This is a genomic window from Methanoculleus sp. UBA374 (assembly GCA_002508705.1).
Lineage (GTDB): Archaea > Halobacteriota > Methanomicrobia > Methanomicrobiales > Methanoculleaceae > Methanoculleus > Methanoculleus palmolei.
The window spans coordinates 23,916-44,831 of record DAYL01000029.1; the positions used below are offsets into that span (position 1 = coordinate 23,916).

At 60.2% G+C, this 20,916-nt stretch carries 23 protein-coding genes; 9 read left to right on the forward strand and 14 right to left on the reverse strand.

Going from position 1 to position 20,916, the window contains the following annotated elements:
- From BRA42_RS08815 to BRA42_RS08825, 3 genes are all read right to left on the reverse strand, one after another.
- The coding region (locus BRA42_RS08815) for a hypothetical protein (RefSeq protein ID WP_342772130.1) at positions 1 to 1,043 on the reverse strand (1,043 nt) is incomplete at its 3' end.
- 118 nt (positions 1,044 to 1,161) lie between these two features.
- A complete protein-coding gene (locus tag BRA42_RS08820; protein ID WP_342770333.1) occupies positions 1,162 to 1,665 on the reverse strand; it encodes a hypothetical protein in 504 nt (167 codons plus the stop codon).
- A 653-nt stretch (positions 1,666 to 2,318) separates the two neighbouring features.
- Positions 2,319 to 3,848 (reverse strand): cobyric acid synthase, encoded by a 1,530-nt coding sequence (locus BRA42_RS08825; protein WP_292406366.1) that lies wholly within the window; start codon positions 3,846 to 3,848, stop codon positions 2,319 to 2,321.
- Positions 3,849 to 4,070: 222 nt separating this feature from the next.
- On the opposite strand from BRA42_RS08825, the gene yciH reads away from it, so the two are divergent.
- Positions 4,071 to 4,376 (forward strand): stress response translation initiation inhibitor YciH, encoded by a 306-nt coding sequence (gene yciH / locus BRA42_RS08830; RefSeq protein ID WP_209730510.1) that lies wholly within the window; start codon positions 4,071 to 4,073, stop codon positions 4,374 to 4,376.
- Positions 4,377 to 4,533: 157 nt separating this feature from the next.
- The gene (locus tag BRA42_RS08835) at positions 4,534 to 4,866 is read left to right on the forward strand and encodes a type II secretion system protein E (protein ID WP_292406374.1); all 333 of its coding nucleotides are present in this window, start codon (positions 4,534 to 4,536) and stop codon (positions 4,864 to 4,866) included.
- A 3-nt stretch (positions 4,867 to 4,869) separates the two neighbouring features.
- On the opposite strand, the gene BRA42_RS08840 is transcribed toward BRA42_RS08835, so the two are convergent.
- Together BRA42_RS08840 and BRA42_RS08845 are read right to left on the reverse strand one after the other, a co-directional pair.
- The gene (locus BRA42_RS08840; protein ID WP_292406376.1) at positions 4,870 to 5,130 is read right to left on the reverse strand and encodes a hypothetical protein; all 261 of its coding nucleotides are present in this window, start codon (positions 5,128 to 5,130) and stop codon (positions 4,870 to 4,872) included.
- Complete coding sequence (locus BRA42_RS08845) at positions 5,123 to 5,620, reverse strand: YkgJ family cysteine cluster protein (protein ID WP_292406381.1); 498 nt, start codon at positions 5,618 to 5,620, stop codon at positions 5,123 to 5,125. The genes BRA42_RS08840 and BRA42_RS08845 overlap by 8 nt, the downstream gene beginning before the upstream one ends.
- A 99-nt stretch (positions 5,621 to 5,719) precedes the next feature.
- Here BRA42_RS08845 and BRA42_RS08850 point away from each other — a divergent pair, with 99 nt between their 5' ends.
- Complete coding sequence (locus BRA42_RS08850) at positions 5,720 to 6,898, forward strand: nucleotidyltransferase family protein (protein ID WP_292406384.1); 1,179 nt, start codon at positions 5,720 to 5,722, stop codon at positions 6,896 to 6,898.
- 167 nt (positions 6,899 to 7,065) lie between these two features.
- Here the strand turns inward: BRA42_RS08850 and BRA42_RS08855 are convergent, their stop codons facing one another.
- Together BRA42_RS08855 and BRA42_RS08860 are read right to left on the reverse strand one after the other, a co-directional pair.
- Entirely contained in the window at positions 7,066 to 7,245 is a 180-nt protein-coding gene (locus BRA42_RS08855; protein WP_342770332.1) for a hypothetical protein, read from the reverse strand.
- A 106-nt stretch (positions 7,246 to 7,351) separates the two neighbouring features.
- A complete protein-coding gene (locus BRA42_RS08860) occupies positions 7,352 to 9,382 on the reverse strand; it encodes a hypothetical protein (RefSeq protein ID WP_342770331.1) in 2,031 nt (676 codons plus the stop codon).
- Positions 9,383 to 10,141: 759 nt separating this feature from the next.
- Here BRA42_RS08860 and BRA42_RS08865 point away from each other — a divergent pair.
- A complete protein-coding gene (locus BRA42_RS08865; RefSeq protein ID WP_292406394.1) occupies positions 10,142 to 11,620 on the forward strand; it encodes a hypothetical protein in 1,479 nt (492 codons plus the stop codon).
- Between the two features lie 337 nt (positions 11,621 to 11,957).
- On the opposite strand, the gene BRA42_RS08870 is transcribed toward BRA42_RS08865, so the two are convergent.
- Complete coding sequence (locus BRA42_RS08870; RefSeq protein WP_292406397.1) at positions 11,958 to 12,332, reverse strand: hypothetical protein; 375 nt, start codon at positions 12,330 to 12,332, stop codon at positions 11,958 to 11,960.
- On the opposite strand from BRA42_RS08870, the gene BRA42_RS08875 reads away from it, so the two are divergent.
- Positions 12,309 to 13,430 (forward strand): hypothetical protein, encoded by a 1,122-nt coding sequence (locus tag BRA42_RS08875; RefSeq protein ID WP_292406400.1) that lies wholly within the window; start codon positions 12,309 to 12,311, stop codon positions 13,428 to 13,430. The two genes, BRA42_RS08870 and BRA42_RS08875, sit on opposite strands and share 24 nt — an antisense overlap.
- Before the next feature lie 234 nt (positions 13,431 to 13,664).
- On the opposite strand, the gene BRA42_RS08880 is transcribed toward BRA42_RS08875, so the two are convergent.
- Complete coding sequence (locus tag BRA42_RS08880) at positions 13,665 to 14,453, reverse strand: CBS domain-containing ParB/RepB/Spo0J family partition protein (protein ID WP_292406505.1); 789 nt, start codon at positions 14,451 to 14,453, stop codon at positions 13,665 to 13,667.
- A gap of 65 nt (positions 14,454 to 14,518) precedes the next feature.
- Positions 14,519 to 14,989: an Hsp20/alpha crystallin family protein gene (locus BRA42_RS08885; RefSeq protein ID WP_292406403.1), complete on the reverse strand. Its 471-nt coding sequence runs from the start codon at positions 14,987 to 14,989 to the stop codon at positions 14,519 to 14,521.
- A 160-nt stretch (positions 14,990 to 15,149) separates the two neighbouring features.
- Here BRA42_RS08885 and BRA42_RS08890 point away from each other — a divergent pair, with 160 nt between their 5' ends.
- Both BRA42_RS08890 and BRA42_RS08895 read left to right on the forward strand, forming a co-directional pair.
- Positions 15,150 to 15,848 (forward strand): hypothetical protein, encoded by a 699-nt coding sequence (locus BRA42_RS08890; protein ID WP_342770329.1) that lies wholly within the window; start codon positions 15,150 to 15,152, stop codon positions 15,846 to 15,848.
- A gap of 44 nt (positions 15,849 to 15,892) precedes the next feature.
- Positions 15,893 to 16,153, forward strand: coding sequence for a thioredoxin family protein (locus tag BRA42_RS08895; RefSeq protein WP_292406409.1), 261 nt, complete (start codon positions 15,893 to 15,895; stop codon positions 16,151 to 16,153).
- Here the strand turns inward: BRA42_RS08895 and BRA42_RS08900 are convergent, their stop codons facing one another.
- A complete protein-coding gene (locus tag BRA42_RS08900; protein WP_292406413.1) occupies positions 16,154 to 16,744 on the reverse strand; it encodes an HVO_0476 family zinc finger protein in 591 nt (196 codons plus the stop codon). It lies immediately after the preceding gene.
- A 33-nt stretch (positions 16,745 to 16,777) separates the two neighbouring features.
- On the opposite strand from BRA42_RS08900, the gene BRA42_RS08905 reads away from it, so the two are divergent.
- On the forward strand, positions 16,778 to 17,218 hold the full coding sequence (locus BRA42_RS08905; RefSeq protein WP_292406416.1) for a DUF371 domain-containing protein: 441 nt from the start codon (positions 16,778 to 16,780) through the stop codon (positions 17,216 to 17,218).
- A gap of 83 nt (positions 17,219 to 17,301) precedes the next feature.
- Here BRA42_RS08905 and BRA42_RS08910 read toward each other — a convergent pair whose 3' ends face one another.
- Entirely contained in the window at positions 17,302 to 17,451 is a 150-nt protein-coding gene (locus BRA42_RS08910) for a hypothetical protein (RefSeq protein ID WP_292406419.1), read from the reverse strand.
- 118 nt (positions 17,452 to 17,569) lie between these two features.
- Here BRA42_RS08910 and BRA42_RS08915 point away from each other — a divergent pair, with 118 nt between their 5' ends.
- Complete coding sequence (locus tag BRA42_RS08915) at positions 17,570 to 19,519, forward strand: PAS domain S-box protein (protein WP_342770328.1); 1,950 nt, start codon at positions 17,570 to 17,572, stop codon at positions 19,517 to 19,519.
- On the opposite strand, the gene xseB is transcribed toward BRA42_RS08915, so the two are convergent.
- Together xseB and xseA are read right to left on the reverse strand one after the other, a co-directional pair.
- On the reverse strand, positions 19,494 to 19,679 hold the full coding sequence (gene xseB / locus BRA42_RS08920; protein WP_292406424.1) for an exodeoxyribonuclease VII small subunit: 186 nt from the start codon (positions 19,677 to 19,679) through the stop codon (positions 19,494 to 19,496). The genes BRA42_RS08915 and xseB overlap by 26 nt on opposite strands.
- On the reverse strand, positions 19,663 to 20,910 hold the full coding sequence (xseA, locus tag BRA42_RS08925; RefSeq protein ID WP_342685928.1) for an exodeoxyribonuclease VII large subunit: 1,248 nt from the start codon (positions 20,908 to 20,910) through the stop codon (positions 19,663 to 19,665). The genes xseB and xseA overlap by 17 nt, the downstream gene beginning before the upstream one ends.
- Between the last annotated feature and the right edge of the window lie 6 nt (positions 20,911 to 20,916).

Sequence of the window (20,916 nt, forward strand, 5' to 3'; positions counted from 1 at the left end):
TACTCTTTCTCATACTCGGGATCATGGATGACCGTAAAGGTCCAGCCGCCGACCTGTTTCCCTTGAATGGCCTTTACCTTCTTTTCATCCTGTATAGAGAACGCGCGGATGATGACCAGTTTGTCTTCTGAGTCAAATTCCCAGCGCATTATGATAAATTCTCTGTTTTTATAGGGTCGGAGATGTTCTATCTCCTCTCTCACCTCCTCCGGCAACTCTTCCGCCGTCATATTCGCCTCTTTCAGCGCTTGCCTTACGTCTTCAGGCACATAATATTCCTGAACGACGTTAAAGGTCCAACCGGCGACCTCTCTGCCCTGAACGGCCTTCACTTCTTTTTCATGCTTTTCATCCCGGGAAAAGTACGTATGGACGATGACCTGGTTGTTTTGCGGGTCAAGTTCCCACGTTCGTATATCCGCAAGTTGCACTCTATCCATTTCCTCTTTTACTTCCTCGGGCAACTCCTCCAGCGTCATATTCGCCTCTTTCAGTGCTCGTTTAATGAGTTCGGGAACATAGGGTTCCCAGACGACGTTAAAGGTCCAGCCGCCGACCTGTCTGCCCGAAACGGCACTCAACTCCTTTTCGTGCTGTTCATTCTGTGAGAGGGACGCATGGATGACGACCTGTTTGGTTTGAGAATCAAACTCCCACTTTTCGATAATGTCCTCGAATGACACGATGTTTTTCAGTTCTTCTGTTACGTCGTCGGGTAATTCATCCGGCGTCATATTTGCCTCTTTCAGCACTCGCTCCACGGTCCTAGACCTATACCAGGACGCATGGATCTCCTGGGCACGCTCCCAGATCCCTTTCGATGTCATATTCTTAACTTCCGGTACTTCTTCAGATTCCTTGTTCAGCGTTGTATTCCGGTTTATACCCCCGGGCGGGTTCGACTCTGTCGGCGACCCCGCCGGCGTCACGTTTCCGGTCTCCAGACGGTTGTCCCCGTCAGGAAGGTGCACTGCCACGATCAGCGCTCCTGCGCAACAGACGATTGCAAGTACAATGATGATCCGTGGGGTCGCTTTTGTCATTTACTCCCCCCTCAACCCTTGGTTACATTTCCTTTTGCGTCGATCAAAAACGTCACCTCGGGCTTTGTCTTGTGGTTAAGGAGACCACAATGAAATACTCCGATTACTTCGTAGATCGTCACCTTCGTCGCCTCCGTTTCCGTCCCAAGGGCATGTGCTTCCAGTCCCCGGGTTTGATGTTCAGTTCGGTAAACTGGTAGAACTTCCAGCTGGAGAACTCATCCGCATTGCCTCCCAAGAACTCGGCGCAGACCGCATGGCTAAGTCCTTGTTCGCTATTCTTGACGCGCGCCATGTAGAAATCCCGGTCGAAGGTCCCCTCGATGTAACAGTGCTCGGGGCAACCTTCCCTCTCCATCCAGTAGCAGCCCGCCAGTATCTGGATATGTTCGAGGCATTTCCGGGTCCGGGCATACCGCATCGTCACGTTTTCCAGGCATTCAGCGCTGTACCAGGAGCCCGAGCCGCCCCCGCAGTCGGGAAGCCCGTGGCGGTAACGCCCGATCATGAAGGGCAGATACGCGCCTGCCGACGAGTGGCAGTCCCCATCCCGGGGGACGTGCCGGTGAACGGCAGAGATTTGAGTATCGCCCTGACATGGCGGATCTTTTTTCTGTGTCATTTTTTGTTCCTCCGGTTTTTCGGAAAAGTACCCGGGGGAACTCCAGACCACAACGGTTATTCCTGATGGGAACCAACGGCCTTAGTGCCCTCCGGGCACAGTATGGGAGCCGGGATACGACGCCAATCGAACTTCCCGGTCCCCGCGGGATACCGCATGCGGTATCGCCGATCGAGACGTCAACGTTCTCCCATATACCTTTTCTGTGTCAAACATTGAACTGTCACGGCGGTACCCGGGCCGTCGCATTCTCCCGATACGCCCTCGTTGTTCCATCTCCCGGCGGTGCGGCCGATCTCCAGTGGAAATATATCTCGATCCCTGGATCGCGGGTATGGATGAGTACTCCGCTAAGATCCCTGCATACCTTCCCTGGATATCGAAATCCAGGAGTATCGTCGGCACGCCCCCGGTGCGGCCCCTCCAGATGGTGAAAAGTGCGCGCAAGAGAGGGGCCGCCGCATGCCGCGAGTGTGTGTCGACACCGCGTCACCCCGTTTGTCTCATCTCGACCGCAACGATTCGGCTCGAAGACATCAGCCGGGACGGCCGCGGGAGGCACGGTCTTCCTTTTGAAGATGAACCGTCTTCTTTCGTGAACCGGCCGGGATACATGCCCGTCGGCGGAATCCGGGACCGCGCCTCATGATTTTTTACACTTGGTGTCTCCTCGGCGCCCCACGCCCTCCGACCCATTCTTCAGGCGCCGGGCCCGATTCCTGAAAATAGGGGAGAATCGCATCCATATCCACGTGCTCCTCAAAGTGCCGCGCGAGGTCGTCGTAGGCCGCGGCGGCCCCGAGGGCGCCGGCGTCGGCGTTCGGAATCGGCTCGAACGGCACGCCCCGTTTCTCCGAGAGATAGACGAGGAGAGCGTTTACCGCGCAGGAGTTCTGGAAGAGGCCGTGCATGTAGGTCCCGAAGACCAGGCCGTCGGGAGTCGCGGCCCCCTCCCCGGCGAATGCCTCAGGGAGACCTCCGCGCTCCGTCTCGCCCATGTGGATCTCGTAGCCGTCCACCTCTCCCATCCGGGAAAGGATGGGGCCGGGACCGGCCGCCCGACGCCGGACCTGCACCGTCGTCTTGCGGTAGCCGGTAAATGCGGTGGCGACGTCGAGGAGCCCGAACCCCGGGTACTCGGCGGCGGTCCCCGACTCGATACCGGCGTCGACGATCCGTCTCCCGAGCATCTGATAGCCGCCGCAGATGCCGATGATCGGGACCCCCCGCTCCCTGGCGAGCCGGAGTTCGTCTCCCGTTCCGGCCCGGTTGAGCACGGCGAGGTCCTCCACAGTGTTCTTCGTCCCGGGGAGGATGATGCAGTCGTAGCCCGCAAGCGATGCACCGGGCCGGACGTAGTCCGTCGAGGCGTACTCTTCGAGGACCTCAAAGTCGGTGAAGTTCGAGATCCTGGGGAGACGGACGATGGCGATCCTGATCGGCCGTTCGGTCGTCCGATGCCCCTTGTCGGCGATCGAGAGCGAGTCCTCGCTCGGGAGGGAGATCTCTATGTAAGGCACCACCCCGAACACCCGGACCCCCGTGAGTTCTTCGAGTTTTTCAACGCCCGATGCGAAGAGCCCGACATCCCCCCGGAATTTGTTGACGATGACCCCGACGACAAGAGGCCGGATATCCTCCGGGAGGAGGGCGAGCGTCCCGTAGACCTGGGCAAAGACCCCGCCCCGCTCGATATCGGCGACAAGGACGATGGGGAGACGGAGAGACCGGGCAAGCCTGATGTTTGCGATGTCGCGGTCGTAGAGGTTCACCTCCGCCGCCCCGCCGGCCCCCTCCACCACCACGTGGCCGTAGCGTTGCCGCACCCGTTCGAACGCGGCGACGGCCTCCGAAAGGAGCATATCCGTCTCGGCGTAGTAGTCCCGGATCTGCACATCCTTATAGGGCCGACCGAGCAGCACCACCTGTGAGGTCTGATCTCCTTTCGGTTTCAAGAGGATCGGGTTCATATCGGCCGAGGGTTCGACTCCTGCCGCGAAGGCCTGGACGGCCTGGGCGATCCCGATCTCGCTTCCGTCGGCCGTAACATATGAGTTGAGACTCATGTTCTGGGACTTGAACGGCGCAACCGGAATTCCGCGTCGGTAGAGCGCACGGCAGAGTGCCGCCACGGTTACGCTCTTGCCTACGTGAGATGCGGTTCCGAGCACAATAAGAGACATTGTCGGCAGGAGAGTTGGGCACGTCGGGTTATTAAGGGCGGGGTTTCATGACGTGTCGTGGAGTGGTCCTCTTCCCTAGGCCCGCAACCCGGGTGGCTTGGATATCACCGTCCCCCTGTATCGGAGCCGGCGGCACGGTATTCTCACTGGGATGCGATCTCTTGCGATGTTGACGGATGACCATGCCAAATAATATATAACGAGAGCTGAAAGATACTGGTAATGAACGGTGGGATATGTCCGACTTGCGGACTGCCAAAGGAACTGTGTATCTGTGAAGAAGTCGCGAAGGAACAGCAGAGAATCAGCGTAAAGATTAACAAGCGGCGCTACGGAAAAGAAGTTACGGTCATCGAGGGTCTCGACCCCTACGACATCGACCTTGAAGACCTCTCGAAGTTCCTGAAAGCGAAATTGGCCTGTGGCGGCACGGTCAAGGATTCCTCGATCGAGCTGCAGGGCAACCATCGCGAGCGAGTGAAGGATCTGCTTGCTCAGAAAGGATACAACATGGAAAATATCAGTTGACCCCGGTTATTCTTCCCGGAATGATCGGGTACTTCTTTTTTTGCCTGATTGGAGGCGGTTGCATGGAAAGCGCATGCGGCCCCGCCGAAAGGGGACGGCAGACACTATAATTTGCAGGGCGGATACAACTATCACGGGATGTTGATGATCAATGGTGATGAGATGTTCGTTTGCGCTCGATCCCGACCTGATGGAGCAGATCGATCAGTTTGCCAGGGATCATGCGTTCGACCGGAACGAGGCGATCCTCGAACTGATTGAGGCCGGTCTTGCCTCCCGGCAGGACGGAGAGACGGTGCCGGTTCGGCAGCAGCGTTCGTTTGAAGAGTTTGACCGGCTTCAGCGCGAACTCGAAGACGTTAAAGAGGTTCTCACCGAACTCCGGAACGAGGTTCGGCTGGTCCATCATACGATTGAGACCGACTGGAACAAAGAGGCGAAGGGTGTTCCGTTCCAGACCAAGCACCCCTGGGAGTTCTGGCGGAAATAATCACTAACTGATGATATTCGCGATGTTCCGGAACCCCTCTCCGGAGACGTCGTCGCAGACGATCTCCTCGACCTTTGCCATATCGACATCGGGCGTGTCCCGGCACCGGCTGCAGTAGGCCCGTGCCGGTGACGTCACCTCTCTTCCGCCGACCATGACGCGAACGGAGTGGACGCAGAGCCTGCACCGGTCGATGGAGACCGCCTCCTGTTGTGTACACTGCACCCGGCCCCGGACAACCGGGAGGTGCCGGGGTTCACTCATAGACCTCGACCCGGTAGCCGGCACGGCCGAGAACCGTCGCGACCTCGGCCCGCCAGGCGACGTCGTCGTCGGTCGCGAGCGGCGCCACCCCCTCCTCCCAGCACCGGCGGAGCATGTCGTCCCCCGTGACGAGGCTCCTCCTCCCCTTCACTTTCCCGACCTCCCGTCCGTCCCCGGCAAAGATCCGCATGGTGCAACAGATGTAAGAGCGGCAGACCGACGGGCGGCTGTTATGGATGGTGCAGATGTATTTCTCCTTCTCCCCCGGGAGGCCCCGGAGGAACGGGCACCAGGACGGATGCTTGCGGCTCTCGGAGGTATCCCTGAAGGCATCGAGGAACCGCTCCTCGACCCGGGCGCGGAACGTGCCCCCGACGATCCGCTGCCGACAAAGGAAGTCCCGTCCGGAAAGCCTCTTCTCGACCTCGATGAGCTCGCCGCCGGCGTGCATGCAGCACTTTCCGCAGAGCGTACATTCGAATGTCGTCATCGTCTCTGTAACTCTTTGCCCAACGATGGATAAAGGTTGGGAAACGAAGGCTTTCGGTCGCCCAATAGGGTTAAATCGATACGCATACAATGGAGTGGCATGAAGGTGTGCATAATGTGCGGAGGGGAGGGCACGCGGCTCCGTCCCCTCACATTCGGGCGTCCCAAACCCTGTATTCCGATCGTCAATAAACCCTCGATCCAGCACCTGGTCTCACACCTCGCGAACCTCGGTTTCACCGACGTGGTCATCACGCTCGGCTACATGAGTGAAGCCATCGAGGAGGCCCTCGGGGACGGGTCGCTCTTCGGGGTCAACGTCACCTACGTCCACGAGAAAACGAAACTCGGGACGGCGGGGAGCGTTAAGAACGCCCAGAAATACCTTGAAGAACAGCCGTTTCTCGTCGTCGGCGGCGACCATGTGGTGGACCTGAACCTGCTCGAATTTTACCGCGAGCACCTCACCAACGACTCGATCACCACCATCGGGCTCATCAGCATCGATGACCCCACCGAGTACGGCATCGCCGAGATCGACGCGAACTACCAGATCAAGCGGTTCAAGGAAAAACCAAGCCCCGGCGAGATCTTCTCGAACCTCGCGAGCACCGGGATGTATGTCTGCAACCCCGATATTTTCGACCATATCCCGACCGGCGAGAAGTTCGATTTCGCCCGCAACCTCTTCCCGGAGTTGATGGAGGAGGGCTACGTCCTGAAGGCCTGGCTTGCCCGCGGCAACTGGTCCGACGTGGGGAGCCCGCGGTCGCTCCGCGAAGCGGAGCGGTGGAAGCTGCAGGACATCGGGTTCACGAACATCTCCGGCGATCTCTACATCAAGGGCGCCCGTGTCCTCGGCCCGGCGCAGATCGGGAGCTGCGTCTCGGTTGCGGCGAACTCCCGGGTGATCGGCCCGGTCTCGATCGGTGCCGGGACGATCATCGAGGAGAACGTCGTCATCGGGCCTTACACGAGCATCGGGGAGGGCTGCATCATCAAGAACAGCGCGAAGGTCTTCTCGTCGTCCATCTACAACCGGGTGGTGATCGGGAGAGACACCACCATCAGCGGGAGCATCATCGACAACGATACGTTCATCGGCAGCGGGTGCAACATCGAGCACGACACGGTCATCGGGCCGCACGTGGTGCTGAAGAGCGACGTGGTTGTCCATTCCGGGACCCGGCTCTGGCCGGAGGTGATCATCCCGGAGGGGACGGTTGTGAAAGAGCACGTCTTGAACGAGGACTACGATACGAGGACCGAGGGGTCGTAGGGTCCCGGATATCCCCGACCGGATCTCCTCCGGGTTCGCCCGGGTGCTTGTGGGAGTGTTCCCGGTGCACGATCCGGTTCCTGTTTTTTTTACCCGCGGAGGCTGTTCCTTGAGGTTATTGTCACCCTTCCCACGATGTGCCGGGGAGTATGGGGTCGATTCCCCGCTTATAACTTGAGGTTCATGACGATGAGGTCCGAACCGTCGACTCCGTGGAGCATGACCGTGACATCCACCGGCGTGCCGTTGTTCGAGACCCCGGTCCCCGTCCCGGCGGCCTGCGATCCTTCGACGGCGGAAAGCCCCCGGGCGGGTCGACCGTTGCGGCAAAGCCGCTCGCAGCGCATGCGGAAGCGTTGGAGACGTCGACTCCGTTCATGAAGACCGAGAACACCAGCAGTCCGCCGCCGACGGGACCGGCGATGAGCGAGGGGTAGAGCCATTCGCGATCGTTCAGTCTCTCCGCCCCGCCACTGCCATGACCGCGTAGACCGCCGCCGCCACTGCGGCAACAAAGCAGAATCCCAGGACCATCCGGGCGAGAAGGGAGAACCAGGGGGCGAGGGGCGGGTAAGGTTCCTGCCAGAGAAAGTGCATCGTCTGGAGCGGGAAGATGAGGATGCCGAAGATGAGAGTGCCCGAGACGAGGACGGCGCGAACAGGCCGCTTCAGGGGAAGACGGCGCCCGAGAAGAAGGTACGGCGCGATCACCCCGAGGCCGATGAGCGTGAGGGCCGGCAGAAATACCATGAGGCTTGGCAGGGCGTCGGGGAGAGGCGATACGCCGAAGTAATCCCATCCGGGAACGTAAAACGGCGGGAATACTACCTGTGTCGAACCGGTCAGGCAGACGGGGATGAGGGAGAGGAGCAGGAGGGCGGCGGCAGAAAGGAGCACTGCAACCGTGGATCGCCTTCTCCGGGCCTCCAGTTCGGTCCGCGCACCCGCAAAAAGGAGAGCGGCAGAGCAGCCGAAAAGGAGCGGCGTCAGGAGGAGGGTGCCGGCATACACGATTGTACGGGAGATATACAGGAGCGGCTCCGCATCCGGCATCCGGCTCACTTTTATGTCCTCGTCAAGCCCCTCTCCGGGAGCCCGGATCGCCGACGGGGAGAGCCGCTGTGCGATCAGCGCTTTCAGGGACCGGTCAGGGTCGGGACCCATGGCCTCTCCGTATGTCCCGTAGTAGACGATGAAGAAGTCGTTGCTCCTCCCGTCGTCAAACGGCCTCTCGTAGGTGAGGATGTAGCCCCTCGCGGTCTCGTTGACAAAGAGCCAGGCGGGGTACCCCCGCTCCGCATCGGAGCGTTCGAGCCCGGCGGCAAGGAGGTGGTCGCCGAGATCGAGCGTCGCCTCCAGAGTCTCGCCGTGATCGGCCAGCGCTTCGAATAATGTCCTCTTCTCGTTTCTGAAGGTCCATTCGTCCCTGTACCATCGCTGATCGACGATGTACCGCTCCCCCGTTTCTTCCCGGGTGTACGTTCTGCAGGTCTCGGTTCCGGAAAGGGCAGGGAGGGATAAGGGACCGGTCGGGGAGGCATTCTCGTCGATGAGATAGGTGCCCTCAACCGTGTGGACGTCGGACCCTGCACGTTCACTGCCCCACATCCCGTGGGGAACAAACCAGTTCATCTTCTGTCCGGGGTCGGGGTAATCGTGACCCGCAACGAACAGCCCGGGTTCGAGGTACCCCGGGACGAACCAGACGAGGAGTATACAGAGGAGAAACAGTCCGAGAACATGGGCCTGCCGGGGCGGACGTCCGCTCCCCTTCAGGAGATGGTGGACGACCGGAGGGATGGAGAGCGCCACCGCCCCGGCAACTCCGAGGCAGAAGACGGAGATGGTCGAGAGGGGGAGGGAGAGCAGGGGGATGAGGGACGGAACGGAATCGATCGCAAAGATCGCCGCCGTCAGGTAGGGGAAGAGGAGGGTGCCGAGCGCGCCGCAGGCGACATATGGCCTCTTTATCGTGACGTACCGATCGATGAGGAGGATGGGTGCGATCGTCGCGAGAGACAGGAGGCTGATGCCCGAAAGAGAGATGACGGCGCTCATCAGGACGTCGACGGCGGGGGATACGCCGAAGTGCTCCCACCCGGGAACGTAAAACGGCAGTCCCATCTGCATCGATCCCCCGAGATAGGCGGGGATCATGTACAGCAGGAAGAGTGCGACGGCCAGGGCGGGCAGAGTGAATACCCGGACGCCCGCCCCGCCCCTCGTCTCCCTCACCAGCATGAAGAGGAGCGCCGTGGAGCACCCGAAGAGGACGGCCGCAAACAGATATACGCCGCCGTATCCGAAGACGAAGACCGGATGGGTGTTGCCACCGCCGAAGAGTTCCGGCGCGAGGGAGCCCGGGAGGAACCAGATGAGCGATATGCAGAGCAGGTACAGTCCGGCGATCACTGCACGGTGCGGCGGCCGCTTCCCGTGCAGATGCTCCGTCAGGTGATTGACGGCTTCTCTTGTTCCTTCCATGTTTTAAACTCCTGATCTGGCTTCTCTCGTCCATTCAGGCTCGTTGCCTGGTGCGTGGGCCCCCGCGCCTCCTGAGATTCCGATTTTCGATATCCCCAAGGGAGAGCTCAACGTTCGTCTATATACCTTTTATGTGCAGAAAAGCTACATGTCGGGCCTGCCGGATCGTCTCCTCACCCCAAATCGGCCCCATGGGCGTGAAAATGACGTCGCGCCGACAGTGGTTCCCGAATAGTGTGCGCGGCTTGTCCGGCAAAATCAGCCCCCATGGGCGCTAAAATGATGTCGCGCCGAACGACGAAAAACACAGTCCGATGAGCAGGGGCGCCTGCCCATTTCTTTTCACGGTTCCAGGCGGTCGCCCAATCTCTGCGATGGGTCGCCAGGCTGGCGATGTCGTGCTCGATCACGGATGCAGGCGGCGTTGCCGCCGGCGAACGAGTAACCCCGGAGCATACGGGCTTCTCGTTCTCCGGATACTCAGAGGTACGGTGCACTCATAAAGCAACACGGGAAACGGACACCTGACTTCTCGATAAGTTCAGTACGTGCATTATTTTTTACCTTCAACCTCGCGAAGATAAAGTTCTTTTCGGATCTGCTCTGGATACCATGATTCCCGAGGAGAATCCCCCGGGGGGAGGCCGGGCAAACAGCCCCGGCCGAGGACGGTTGTGACCCGGTGGGTGATCCGTGTCGGGACACCCGGCGGAACGAAGAGGATCTGCGTGATACGACTACGACTACGGCAGCCTCGGAATGAGCATCCGGTATAATAAGAGCGGCTCAGACGTTGGTGAGACGGTCAGCAAGGTGCACGTCACTCCGAACATCCTTGAGATCACCCATACCGGCGGCGAGATCGGGATGTGGAACCATGATTCGGGCATCATCAGCAACAACGCCGGCGACGTGACCTACACCCTGCGGTTCTACCGGGATATCGACACCGACAGCGACGGCATCCCCGACTGGCTCGAAGAGGCCGGCTGGTGGGACGGGTATGGGAACCAGCACTTCACCGACCCGAACAACGCTGATTCCGACGGCGACGGCCTGACCGACGGCGAGGAGCTCGGCCAGATGATCATGGTCGACGGGAAGATCTACTTCATCCTCGTGAGCGACCCGAACAGCGTCGACGGGGATGGGGACGGGATTGACGACATTGTCGAAATAAGGGAGACCGGCACCGATCCGCTGTCAAGGGATTCCGATCACGACGGTTTGACTGATTCATATGAACTTGCGAACGGAACCGATCCGTTCAACTCCGATACCGACGGTGACGGCTGGATTGATAGTCAGGACGGCGAACCGCTCGATGCCAGCACGCACGCATTTGACACGGCGCATATCGCGAAGGAGTTTGTGCTGGGCTTCACCCTGGGTAGTTACGGGGCCGAAAATCATGACAACCCCTACTATGAGTTGGGTTCATTGCTCAGTGGTATAGCTATCTTTGGCGATATCCGGGATGCCGGTATTGCCATCTCACAAGGTGACAAGCAGATGGCGCTTGTCTGTATCGTCGGCATCTGTCCGGTCGGCGGCGATGCAGGCAAGGTCATTGGCAAAATAACTCATATCGCCCTTCATGAGCCCCAAAAACTTCGGCACTGCGGCGTGTACGTCGCAAAGATCGTACGCGATCAAGCCGATGAAACCAGGAGAATTGCTGTTCTCGACGAGGTCTACAGTAACTCGGCCACGCTCCTGCGTACGAGTCACGGGGCACAGACGGACGAGCTAATCGAGATCATCGACCGGCAGGTCGACTTGAATGACGTCCGGCGTCTGGTTGATGACGAAGGGGCATCCTACACAGGAGTTCGGAATGCCGTCACCGCGAACGCGGATTTCTATCAGGTCAAAGGGCTCTATGAGGTGAAGCAGTACCATTCCTGGTCGAAGGGACCGTGGGCATCGCCGGAGGAAAACCTAAAAAAACATTTTAAGGACCATGGTAGACAATTTGGATTTAGCGGAGATCCGGAAAATGAGGCTGAAATGCAGGAGTACTTTAACCTGGCAGCGGATTTCGTGAAGAAACGGGACGGCAACGTGGAGGTCTATTACCAGACCGATAGGTGTAACCTGGCGATCTATGATCGGGCAAACAACTGGTTTGGGGTCGCGAATGAGATGGGAGAGATCCAGACGTTCTTTAAACCAGATGTTCCTACAGCGTACATCGACAGGCGCATAAATAACCATGAATTGATCAAATTAAACTGACGATGGAGTTAGCAAAGTGTCTGAGTCACCTGTTCAGAGATTGAAACGGTATTTCTCTTATTTCAGGAAGAGTATTGCCAGAACCAATACTTTTCTTGACGAGGTCGACGATCCGTGGGACTACCGTCCTTCCAGACTGTTTAAAGTACGTGTTGAGATAAAAGATCTCCTTTCTTCCCTGGAAGAAGAAGGCATCGAGATCTCGGACTATCGGGAACAGTTTACAACCTTGGATTCACAATGGGAAATGCTTGATAACATCTGGAGAACCCGGCCAGAGTTCAGAAGAGGCAAAGAGACTCCCCTGGAGTTGTTCGCTTCACAAGTAAAGTGGCGCTTAAAGTATTTCGAGGAGAGTGTCGATGAAATCAGGACATTCTTCGACAGGATCGAGGTCAATGGGAGGTTTCGTGCATCTTCTCCCTATTGGGAAAGAAGTGAGGTTAAGTACCTCCTCGCCTATCTTGAGGAGGCAGGCGCCGATGTGTCGGAGCATCGGGCACGATATACGATCCTGAACAGGACATGGGAGGAGACTGAGAGGCATCTCGGCAAGCCGCTCCGGGATGCGTTGATGGCGGAACTGCAATACGATCTTACGCGGCGGGATCTGGACTATTTTTTCGATCCATGTTTCGTAGATGAGACCGACAATGCCATCTTTTCCCGGACTTACATGGAGGTGCTCTTGACCGAGCTCCGCCGCGATCATGATCTCCGCGAGATCGATATCAAGGTTGTCACCCTCGATCGGATCATGCGTTTCAAGTATGAACGGGGACTCGATACCTTCGCCCCAGGGGATATCCGTTATATCGGGAGGCCGACATATCTCCCCCCCGATCCGTTCTGGTGGGTGCACCCCTCGCTCGTCCTCGCGCAACGCGGCCCCGGGCCCATCGACACCTCATCCCTCCACTTCGCCCGTCACGGCCCCGACTTCGGCCTTTCCGGGGAGTTGAACGACCGTGAGGGTGTGCAGAAGTACTTCGCGCAGGCCGCTCGCCTTGCGGCCCTGCGTGAGGGGGTCGAGGTCTACTACCAGACCGACCTCGAGAACCTGGTAATCTACGACCGTCTAAGCAACACTTTTGCGGCCGGAAACGAAAAAGGCGAGATCCAGTCCTACTTCCGGCCCGAGGCGACCGGGGTCTCGGGAATTTACCGCCCGTACGTCGATGAACGGGATGCCCGGGGTCTGCTGATCCCGCTGAAGGGAAAGGCCGAACGGGCCGGCACCGCCGATACGCCCGCCGACCTCGTCCAGCAGGCACTGGAGCGCTATGCCGCGGTGATCCATGAGACCGAGGCCCATTTGGACGCCCTTACGGTGAAGGGGCACTACACCGCCCGGGCGCCGTACTGCTGCAAATACCTCCTCGGCTACCTCCTGGCGTTCCACGAAGCACAGGGGGTCGATCTGGCCTCTGCCCGGACTGAGTACGAGCAACTGAACCGGCAGCTGGCCGCTCTCGAAGACCGGGGCGGCTCCGCGTTCCGGGAGCAGGTCTTTGCCGAACTGCAGTTTTTCGTAGAGAACTACTGGCGGGTGGTTGCGTCGGCGACCACCCTCGAACCCCCGCTGACGGAGGCCGAGAATGACTTCAACGAGCGGGACGCTCTCGAGATCCTGATGACCGAACTGGGGAGGGACCACGATCTCGCGGAGATGAAGATCCGGGTGGATGTCCTCGACGAACAGCACCGGAGCATGTATCGTGACTACGCGTTCCGGGACACCGGCATCTACGCCGTCATCGCTGCAGACTACTACCCCGAAGAGTTCTGGTGGCGCCACCCGAAGAAGTGACCCGGACGGCTCTTCTGCCGCGGTTCCGGATCCCTATACTTTTTTAACCCGTTCAACTCTGACGGCGAACCGCTCGATGCCGGCACGCACGAGTACAGCGCCGGGCGCGCAGCGACCGAACTGGTCCTCGGGTTCACCCTGGGGACGTATGGCGAGGAAAACCACGGTAACGTCTACTACACGGGACCGCAACCGGAAAACCCGGGGCTGCTCCCGGTGGGGAAAATGGTTTGTTCACCCGTGCCGCACGAGCCGGTGCGTCAGCGCAACCAGGGGATGGCGGGCGTAGTCGAGCACCTTGATGTCGTCGAGCGTCTGCAAGTTCAGAGTCCGGGCCGTCCGCTCCATACCGAGTTCGATATCCTCCCGGACCTCGATGATGTAGGCGTCGAGATTCTTGATCCCGAGCCTTTTTGCCGCGATCGCCCGGTGGTGCCCGTCGACCAGGATCCAGCGGCCCGGCCGCCGGACCACGATCAGCGGCTCGGCGAGTCCCTTCTTGATCTCGTAAATCCTTCCTTCCAGTTCGTCTTCATAGATCTTCGACTGCGTGGGCAGGAGGTCGTCGATCGGGACCGAACCCCGCTTCAGCGTTGGTTCGACTCCGTAGAGTTTTTTCAGGGTCTCGATGAACTTGAAGACTTTCTCCGGCGAGACATGCTCAATCTGGGACCTGATGACGTCGGCGTTCGACATTATCCCGATGAGTTCGTTATTCTCGTTGACGACCGGGAGTTTCTGAATGCCGGAGCGGAAGATGACGCGGGCAGCATCGTTCACGCTCATCTCGGGGTCGGCGACGATGAGGTGGCGGGACATAACCTGTTCTATCGGTGTCGAAGGATGGGCAAACAGGAGGTCCCGCGCCGATATGTAGCCTACCACTTCCTTCGAGTCGTCCACAACCGGAAAGCCGTCGTGGTGCGTCTTTTTTATGGCTTCGATGACATCCCTGACCGTCCCGTGGGCGTTGACGGTGACGACGTCGTAGGTCATGTAGTCCTTGACCCGCTTCTTCTCCATCATGATAGTGTTACGCTGCCGCGACATGAATTGTTCGGTTGAAAGACGGGAGGGCTGAAAAAAGATTATTCGATGGGGATTGTGGTCCCCGTCTCGGTCGGCGCTTTCTTCAACCGGACCTCAAGCACACCGTTCTTGAACGATGCAGAGGCGTTCTCTTCGACCACCTCGGCGGGGAGCAGGACCGTGCGGCCCATCTGGCCGTAAATGCGTTCCCGCATGAAGAAGTCCACGGCCTCTTCCTCGGTCTCGTTCGTCCGCCTGCTTGTGATCTCCAGGTGCAGCGGATCAATGAGCCGAACGGCGACGTTCTCCCTCTCAACACCCGGAAGGTCGGCAACGACGATCACCTCATCTTCGTGGTCCCGGACATCCACGCGGAAGTCACGAACTGCCGGAACGACCCGGCCCCTGAACTCTTCCCCTCGTGTGCCGATTCCCCCGAGCATGGACTGGAACCTGCTCTCCATCTCGGCCATAAGGTCGTCAAAGTCCTGCCATATTGTGCGGTATGGTCCTCGTTCTATTCTTGCCATCGTAATCGCTCCTATCCTCTGAGATCGCCCCGGGACGATCGGGTCGCCGAGGCTAACTGTAAGTTAGTCTATTATATTATTTATAATTGCATATTGGGGCAATATCCTTCCTGCAGAACAACAATACTATTTTATTTTAACGAAAGACGATTGTACCGTAATGAAACAGACACAGCAGAAAAGCCCGAAGAACGACGGCACGCCATGGATGAAATGGGCCTATGTGGGTGTCGCCCTGCTCGTGGCGGTGGCTATGGTGGGGACCTACCTCTCCCCGATGTTTGATAGCAGCCAGAAGGCTCAGATAGGGAATACGGCACAGATCGGCTACACCATCCGTGACGAGAACGGGACCCCCATCATCACGACCGACCAGAACCTCCTCTCAAGCGAATATCAGAAGGGGAACCTTGTCCTGCTTGCAAACGGCATGGAGATCCCTGTCGGCGGTGTGGTTTCCGGTGAGAACGTCGCCGTTATTCCGGTCGTGTACCCGGAGCTTTCCGGGTTTTCCGGCTTCGGCCTGCTGGGCTTTGAGACCAACGCCATCTCCGAGGGGCTCGTAGGGATGCGGCCCGGAGAGACGAAAGTCATCAGTTTCTCCTATGGAGAAAATGACTTCGAGATGAACCTGAGCGAAGAGGATGCAAACGGCATCGGCCTCAACTTCACAGAGGTCTCGGAAGGCGATCTGGTTCCGCTCGGATTGACGGCATCGCCGGAGATCCCCCTCGGCAACGAGAGCAATACGACTCCGGCACTGCGTTTCGGGAAGATCATCGCCAAGAACCCCGATTCCCTGGTCATCGCGCACCGCTACGGCAGCGCCGAGGTTACGCTCAACGCTGTAGCAGGGTGACGCCACCCACTATTTTTTTATAATCTCCCCGCCTTCTGCCATGTATGGCGGTAAGAGTACTAAGTTTCTACCAGGAGGGGTGCATGGGGTGCGAGGAGCAGACCCCGATCCTTCGTGAGGCGGCGACCGAACTCGGGATCGAGATCGAGGAGATCGATGCCGTGGGAAACCCGCAGTATATCGAGGAGTATACCCTCCGGGTGACCCCTACGACCCTTGTGATCGAGGATGACGAGGTCCGGGAGCGAATGGAGGGGCTCGTTCACCGTGAGGACCTTGAGGCGGCAATCCGGCGGCACCTGTAATTACTCCCTCCGATAGCCCCTATCGAGGTAGCCGTAGATCCGCCTCACCCTTCGGGCTACCGTCTTCCAACCGTCCTTTCGGATGACCGGGCCGTCGCGAAGTTTAATATGCGATATCTTGATCCGCCGCCCGCCGAAGGTGTAAGACTCTCCGACGACGAACTCCTCCTCCCCTTCCGCCGTCTGATAGAGCGGAAGGGTTGTGCGCCCGGAGTGGACGGACGCCCGCACCACGACCTGCTCGATCCCCCGTGTCCAGAGGGTTGTCACCTCCCCGGCCTCCGCCCGGCGGACTCTCTTCTCTCCGGTCTCGATGCCGGTGACCTCGACTCCGAAGACCTCGTCTCCGCATTCTGCGGCGATGCGGTCTCCGAGGCTCACAACCTCGCCTTCGAGCATCTCCACGCTGCAGACCTGCGACTCCGTCTCACGGCTCACGATTGCTTTGACGGTGAGCATACGGGGTTCGGGGGGCTTCGGTATCCGGTGAATCCGGCCGCACTCACTGCACTGCACCACCAGTTCGGCGGCTTCCCGGAGAACCTGGTGTTCGCACTCCTCGTTACAGACGGGGCAGAAAACACTCATCATTCATTAGCAATTGAAGCCCTCACCTAATTAAGCATGAAGGCGAGGGATATCGTGCGGGCGCGGGGCCACCCGCTTGTCCGGGGGACCCACCCGACAACGTTTGAAGTGACAAAAGACGAAACACTGACACTCTCCGGCGACTGCATCATCGGCGTCGCCGCCGACAAGGGCGCCGCCGACCTCGACCCCGATCTCAAGGCGCTGCTCCGCGACGACCGTGCGGTCCTCACGACCCGCCTTACCGCGGGAGACAAGACCGTCGAGGTCAGTTCAAGGGGCAGCGCAGCGCTCACCCTGGACCACCCCGCGGACCTTGTCTGGCGGCGGAGCGACTTTATCTCCGACCGGACCATAGGCATCCGCGCCGACCATGTCGCGGCGAGCCTTCCCCGGGAGTTCATCGAGGCGCTCCGGCGGGGGGAAGAACTGGTGGTCGAACTTGAGGCGGAGGTTTCGGAGAACGACCGCCCGTAGGATGCGACGGTTCTGACGAACCGGAGCTTGAGAAACTCGAAGAGTTTCGAGCGGGAGTTTGAGCACCGAAGGATGTGAGCGGCTCACCGGGTGCTGTGCATCCCGTCCCGGATCTCTCCGAGCACCAGCACGCCTATTGCAAGGAGGAGATTGGCCGTCAGGGGCCCGACGACAAAAGCGGTCCCGTTCAGGACCGTAACGACGCATGGTGCGCCGTTCGATGGTATATACACTCTGAAAGGAGAGGAATGATGCCGGTTCATCCTCACGCATGCGGAGAGCGTCTTTTTTTGCCCGTCCATGACGACCGGGGATAGGTTTATCCGCTACGACGCGGGGAACAGGGGAAACATGCAACCGTTCACCCCGGCGCTCGACGCCCTCCTTGACCAACTGGAGACGCTCGTCCGCCGTCTCCGTTCATCAGGGGCCGGAGAGGGTACGGCACCTGTGGATGCCCTGCTCCTGCAAAAAAGATCGTGCGAACTGAGCGAATTGATCGATGCTCTGATCGCCGGCATCCGGAGCGTCGGCGTCGAATGCCGGCGGTACCGGGGCCGCTTTCTTCACCTCCCGGCGGGGTGCTTCTGCACCGATCCGGACGGCGTCATCCTGGAAGCGAATCGGGCGGCGTGCGCTCTGCTCGGTCTTTCTCCCGACAGCCTGCAGGGGACCCCCCTCAGCACTTACCTCCATCCCGGGTGCATTCCGGCCTTCCAATCGGCGGTTGCAGCCCTCTCCCGGGGCGGCGAGGTGCCGGCGCAGGAGTTCCTGCTTGGCAGAACCGGTGGCGCCGTTCCGGTTACCCTGGCGGCCTCGATCTCGCGCGATCCCGGCGACGGGGCGACCGAGTACCTCTGGGTCATCGTCACGGCGCCGGGACAGGAGAGGGTCGAAACGACCCTCCGGGAGAGCGAAGAACGCTACCGTGAACTGACCGAAAACATCAGCGACGCCTTCCTTGCCCTTGACCGCGACGCCCGTATCGTCTCCTGGAACCGGTCGGCGGCCCGTCTCTCGGGCCGCTCCGAGGAAGAAGCCCTCGGGAAGAGTCTCTACGATCTCTTCCCGGAGCTCCGGAACGAGGCGGTTACCGGGTTCTTTCGTACGGTCATGGAGACCGGCAGGGCCGGTGTGAGCGAATACCCGCTCCCTCTGCGCGGTTGCGATTACATCTTCGAGGTGCGCGCCATCCCGACCCGCGGGGGCGTCTCCGTCTATCTCCGGGACATCTCGGACCGCCGGAGGGTGGAAGAGGCTCTCCGGAGAAGCGAGGAGGAGTATCGTGCGGTCGTAGAGAGTCAGACCGAGTTGATCTACCGCCGGCTCCCCGATGGCACCATCACCTTCGCGAACGATGCCTACTGCCGCTCCGTCGGCATCCCGTGCGAACATCTCCTCGGGCGACGATACGCCCCCACCGTCCCGGCCGACGATCTGGTCCGAGTCCAGCGGAACCATGCCTCCCTCACCTCCGAACACCCTGCCGTCACGGTCGAGCACCGGGTGGTCATGCCGGACGGCAGGGTCCGGTGGCAGCAGTGGATCGATACGGCGTTCTTCGATGAGCAGGGTTCCGTCGTCGAGTATCAATCGGTGGGCCGGGACATCACCGATGCGCGGATGGCCGGGGAGGCGCTCCTCCTCGCGAACCGGAAACTCAACCTGCTCTCGGACGTGACCCGACACGACATCTTAAACCTGCTCAACGTGCTCTCGGGTTACCTCGACCTCTCCCGGGAACAGACGGACGACCCGGAGCTGCAGAAATATTTCCGAAAGGAAGAAGAGGCCATCCTGGGTATCCGGCGCTACATGGCCTTCACCGGGGATTATCAGGACATCGGCGCGGCCTCCCCCGTCTGGCAGGATATATCGCGGATAGTCAGTGAAGCGATGGCAGGGCTCGAGATGGGGGAGGTTTCCGTCGAGGTGCGGGCGGACGCCATTGAAGTGTATGTCGACCCCCTCATCGCCCGGGTGTTTGCAAACCTCATCGATAACTCGCTCCGGCACGGCGGAGGCGTTACCCGGATACGCATCTATCTCGCAGAGTCTGAAGGCGGGGTCCGCATCGTCTATGAAGACGACGGTATCGGCATCCCAGAAGCCGAAAAGGAACGGATATTCAAACGAGGATTCGGGCGGCAGACCGGATTCGGGCTCTTCCTCGCCCGGGAGATCCTCGCGATCACGGATCTCTCCATCCGCGAGACCGGTGAGCCCGGGGAAGGTGCGCGGTTTGAGATCGATGTCCCCCCCGGGTTCTACCGGTTCACCGGTCGCGGCCGAGCTCCGTAAGTTTCATCTCGGCCGAGCCGAGGAGGTCTTCACACTGCTTCACGAGGAGCGCACCCCGCTCGTAGATGGCGATGCTCTCCTCAAGGCTCGCATCGCCGTCTTCCAGTCTCCGGACAATCTTCCGGAGTTCTTCCAGCATCTCTTCAAAGGTCTCCGTCATACCGTATCTCCTCCACGACGGCTCTCGCCCATCCGTCCTTCATCCGGAGCACCACCGGGCCTCCGGGCCGGAGGTCGCGGGCGCTCCTCGCAATCTTCCCGTCCGCCTCGACGATACAATAGCCCCGTTCGAGGACGGCGAGAGGGTTTTTCCCGGATAGGTCCGCGCGGACCTCCGCGAAGGCGGACCGCTCCCGCTGCACCCGGGCGAGCGCTGCCCGCCGGAGCGCCTCCTCCTGCTCGGCGAGGCGCTGCATCCGCTCGTGAATCCGGCGGACGAGTCTTTGGGGATGCATCCGCCCCCGGAGGTCCCCGACCTCGCTCTGCAGGGCGGCGAGGCGGTGGAAGAGGAGCGACCGCATCCGTTCATCGCACCCCCGGAGTTCCCGGAGCACCTCCTCACGGTCGGGTACGGCCCGTTCCGCCGCCGCCGACGGCGTCGGCGCCCGGAGGTCCGCGGCGAAGTCGCAGAGGGCGGTGTCCACCTCATGCCCGACGGCGCTGATCACCGGCGTCTTGCATGCCGCGACGGCCCGCACGACGTCGGGGTGGTTGAAAGGGAAGAGATCTTCGAAACTCCCGCCGCCGCGTCCGACGATGATCACGTCCACGCGTCCATCGATCCGCCGGATCGCTTCCGCGATCTCCGCGTGCGCCCCCTCGCCCTGGACGGCCGTCGGGGAGAGGACCACCTCGGCCGGGTACCGGCGCGCGATGACCGAGAGGATATCCTTCACCGCCGCACCGGTCCGGGAGGTGACCACGCCGATCCGGCGGGGGAAGAGGGGCAGGGGCCGCTTCCGCTCCGGGGCAAAGAGCCCCTCGGCGTCGAGCTCCCGCTTCCAGCGCTCGACCATGAGGTGGCGCTCGCCGGCGCCCGCCGGGAGCATCTCCCGGACGATGAACTGATACCTGCCGTGCGGCTCGTAGACCTCCACGGACCCCCATGCGAGGACGTCCATGCCGTCTTTCGGCTCAAAGCCGAGTCCCGATGCATACGTACGCCACATGACGCAGTTGATCAGCGCAGAGTTCGTCCCGTTCCGTTCCGAGAGCGAGAAGTAGCGGTGTCCGGAGGAATGGTCCTTGTAGTTGGTCACCTCCCCCCGCACCCAGATCTGATGCAGGCGTGCGTCGTCAAGGAGGTCGCAGATGAGTCCCGAAACCTCCGAAACCCGGTGGATCGGGGTGCCGAACCGGTCCGGGTCGGCAGAAGGGCCGCTCAACATCATCACAAT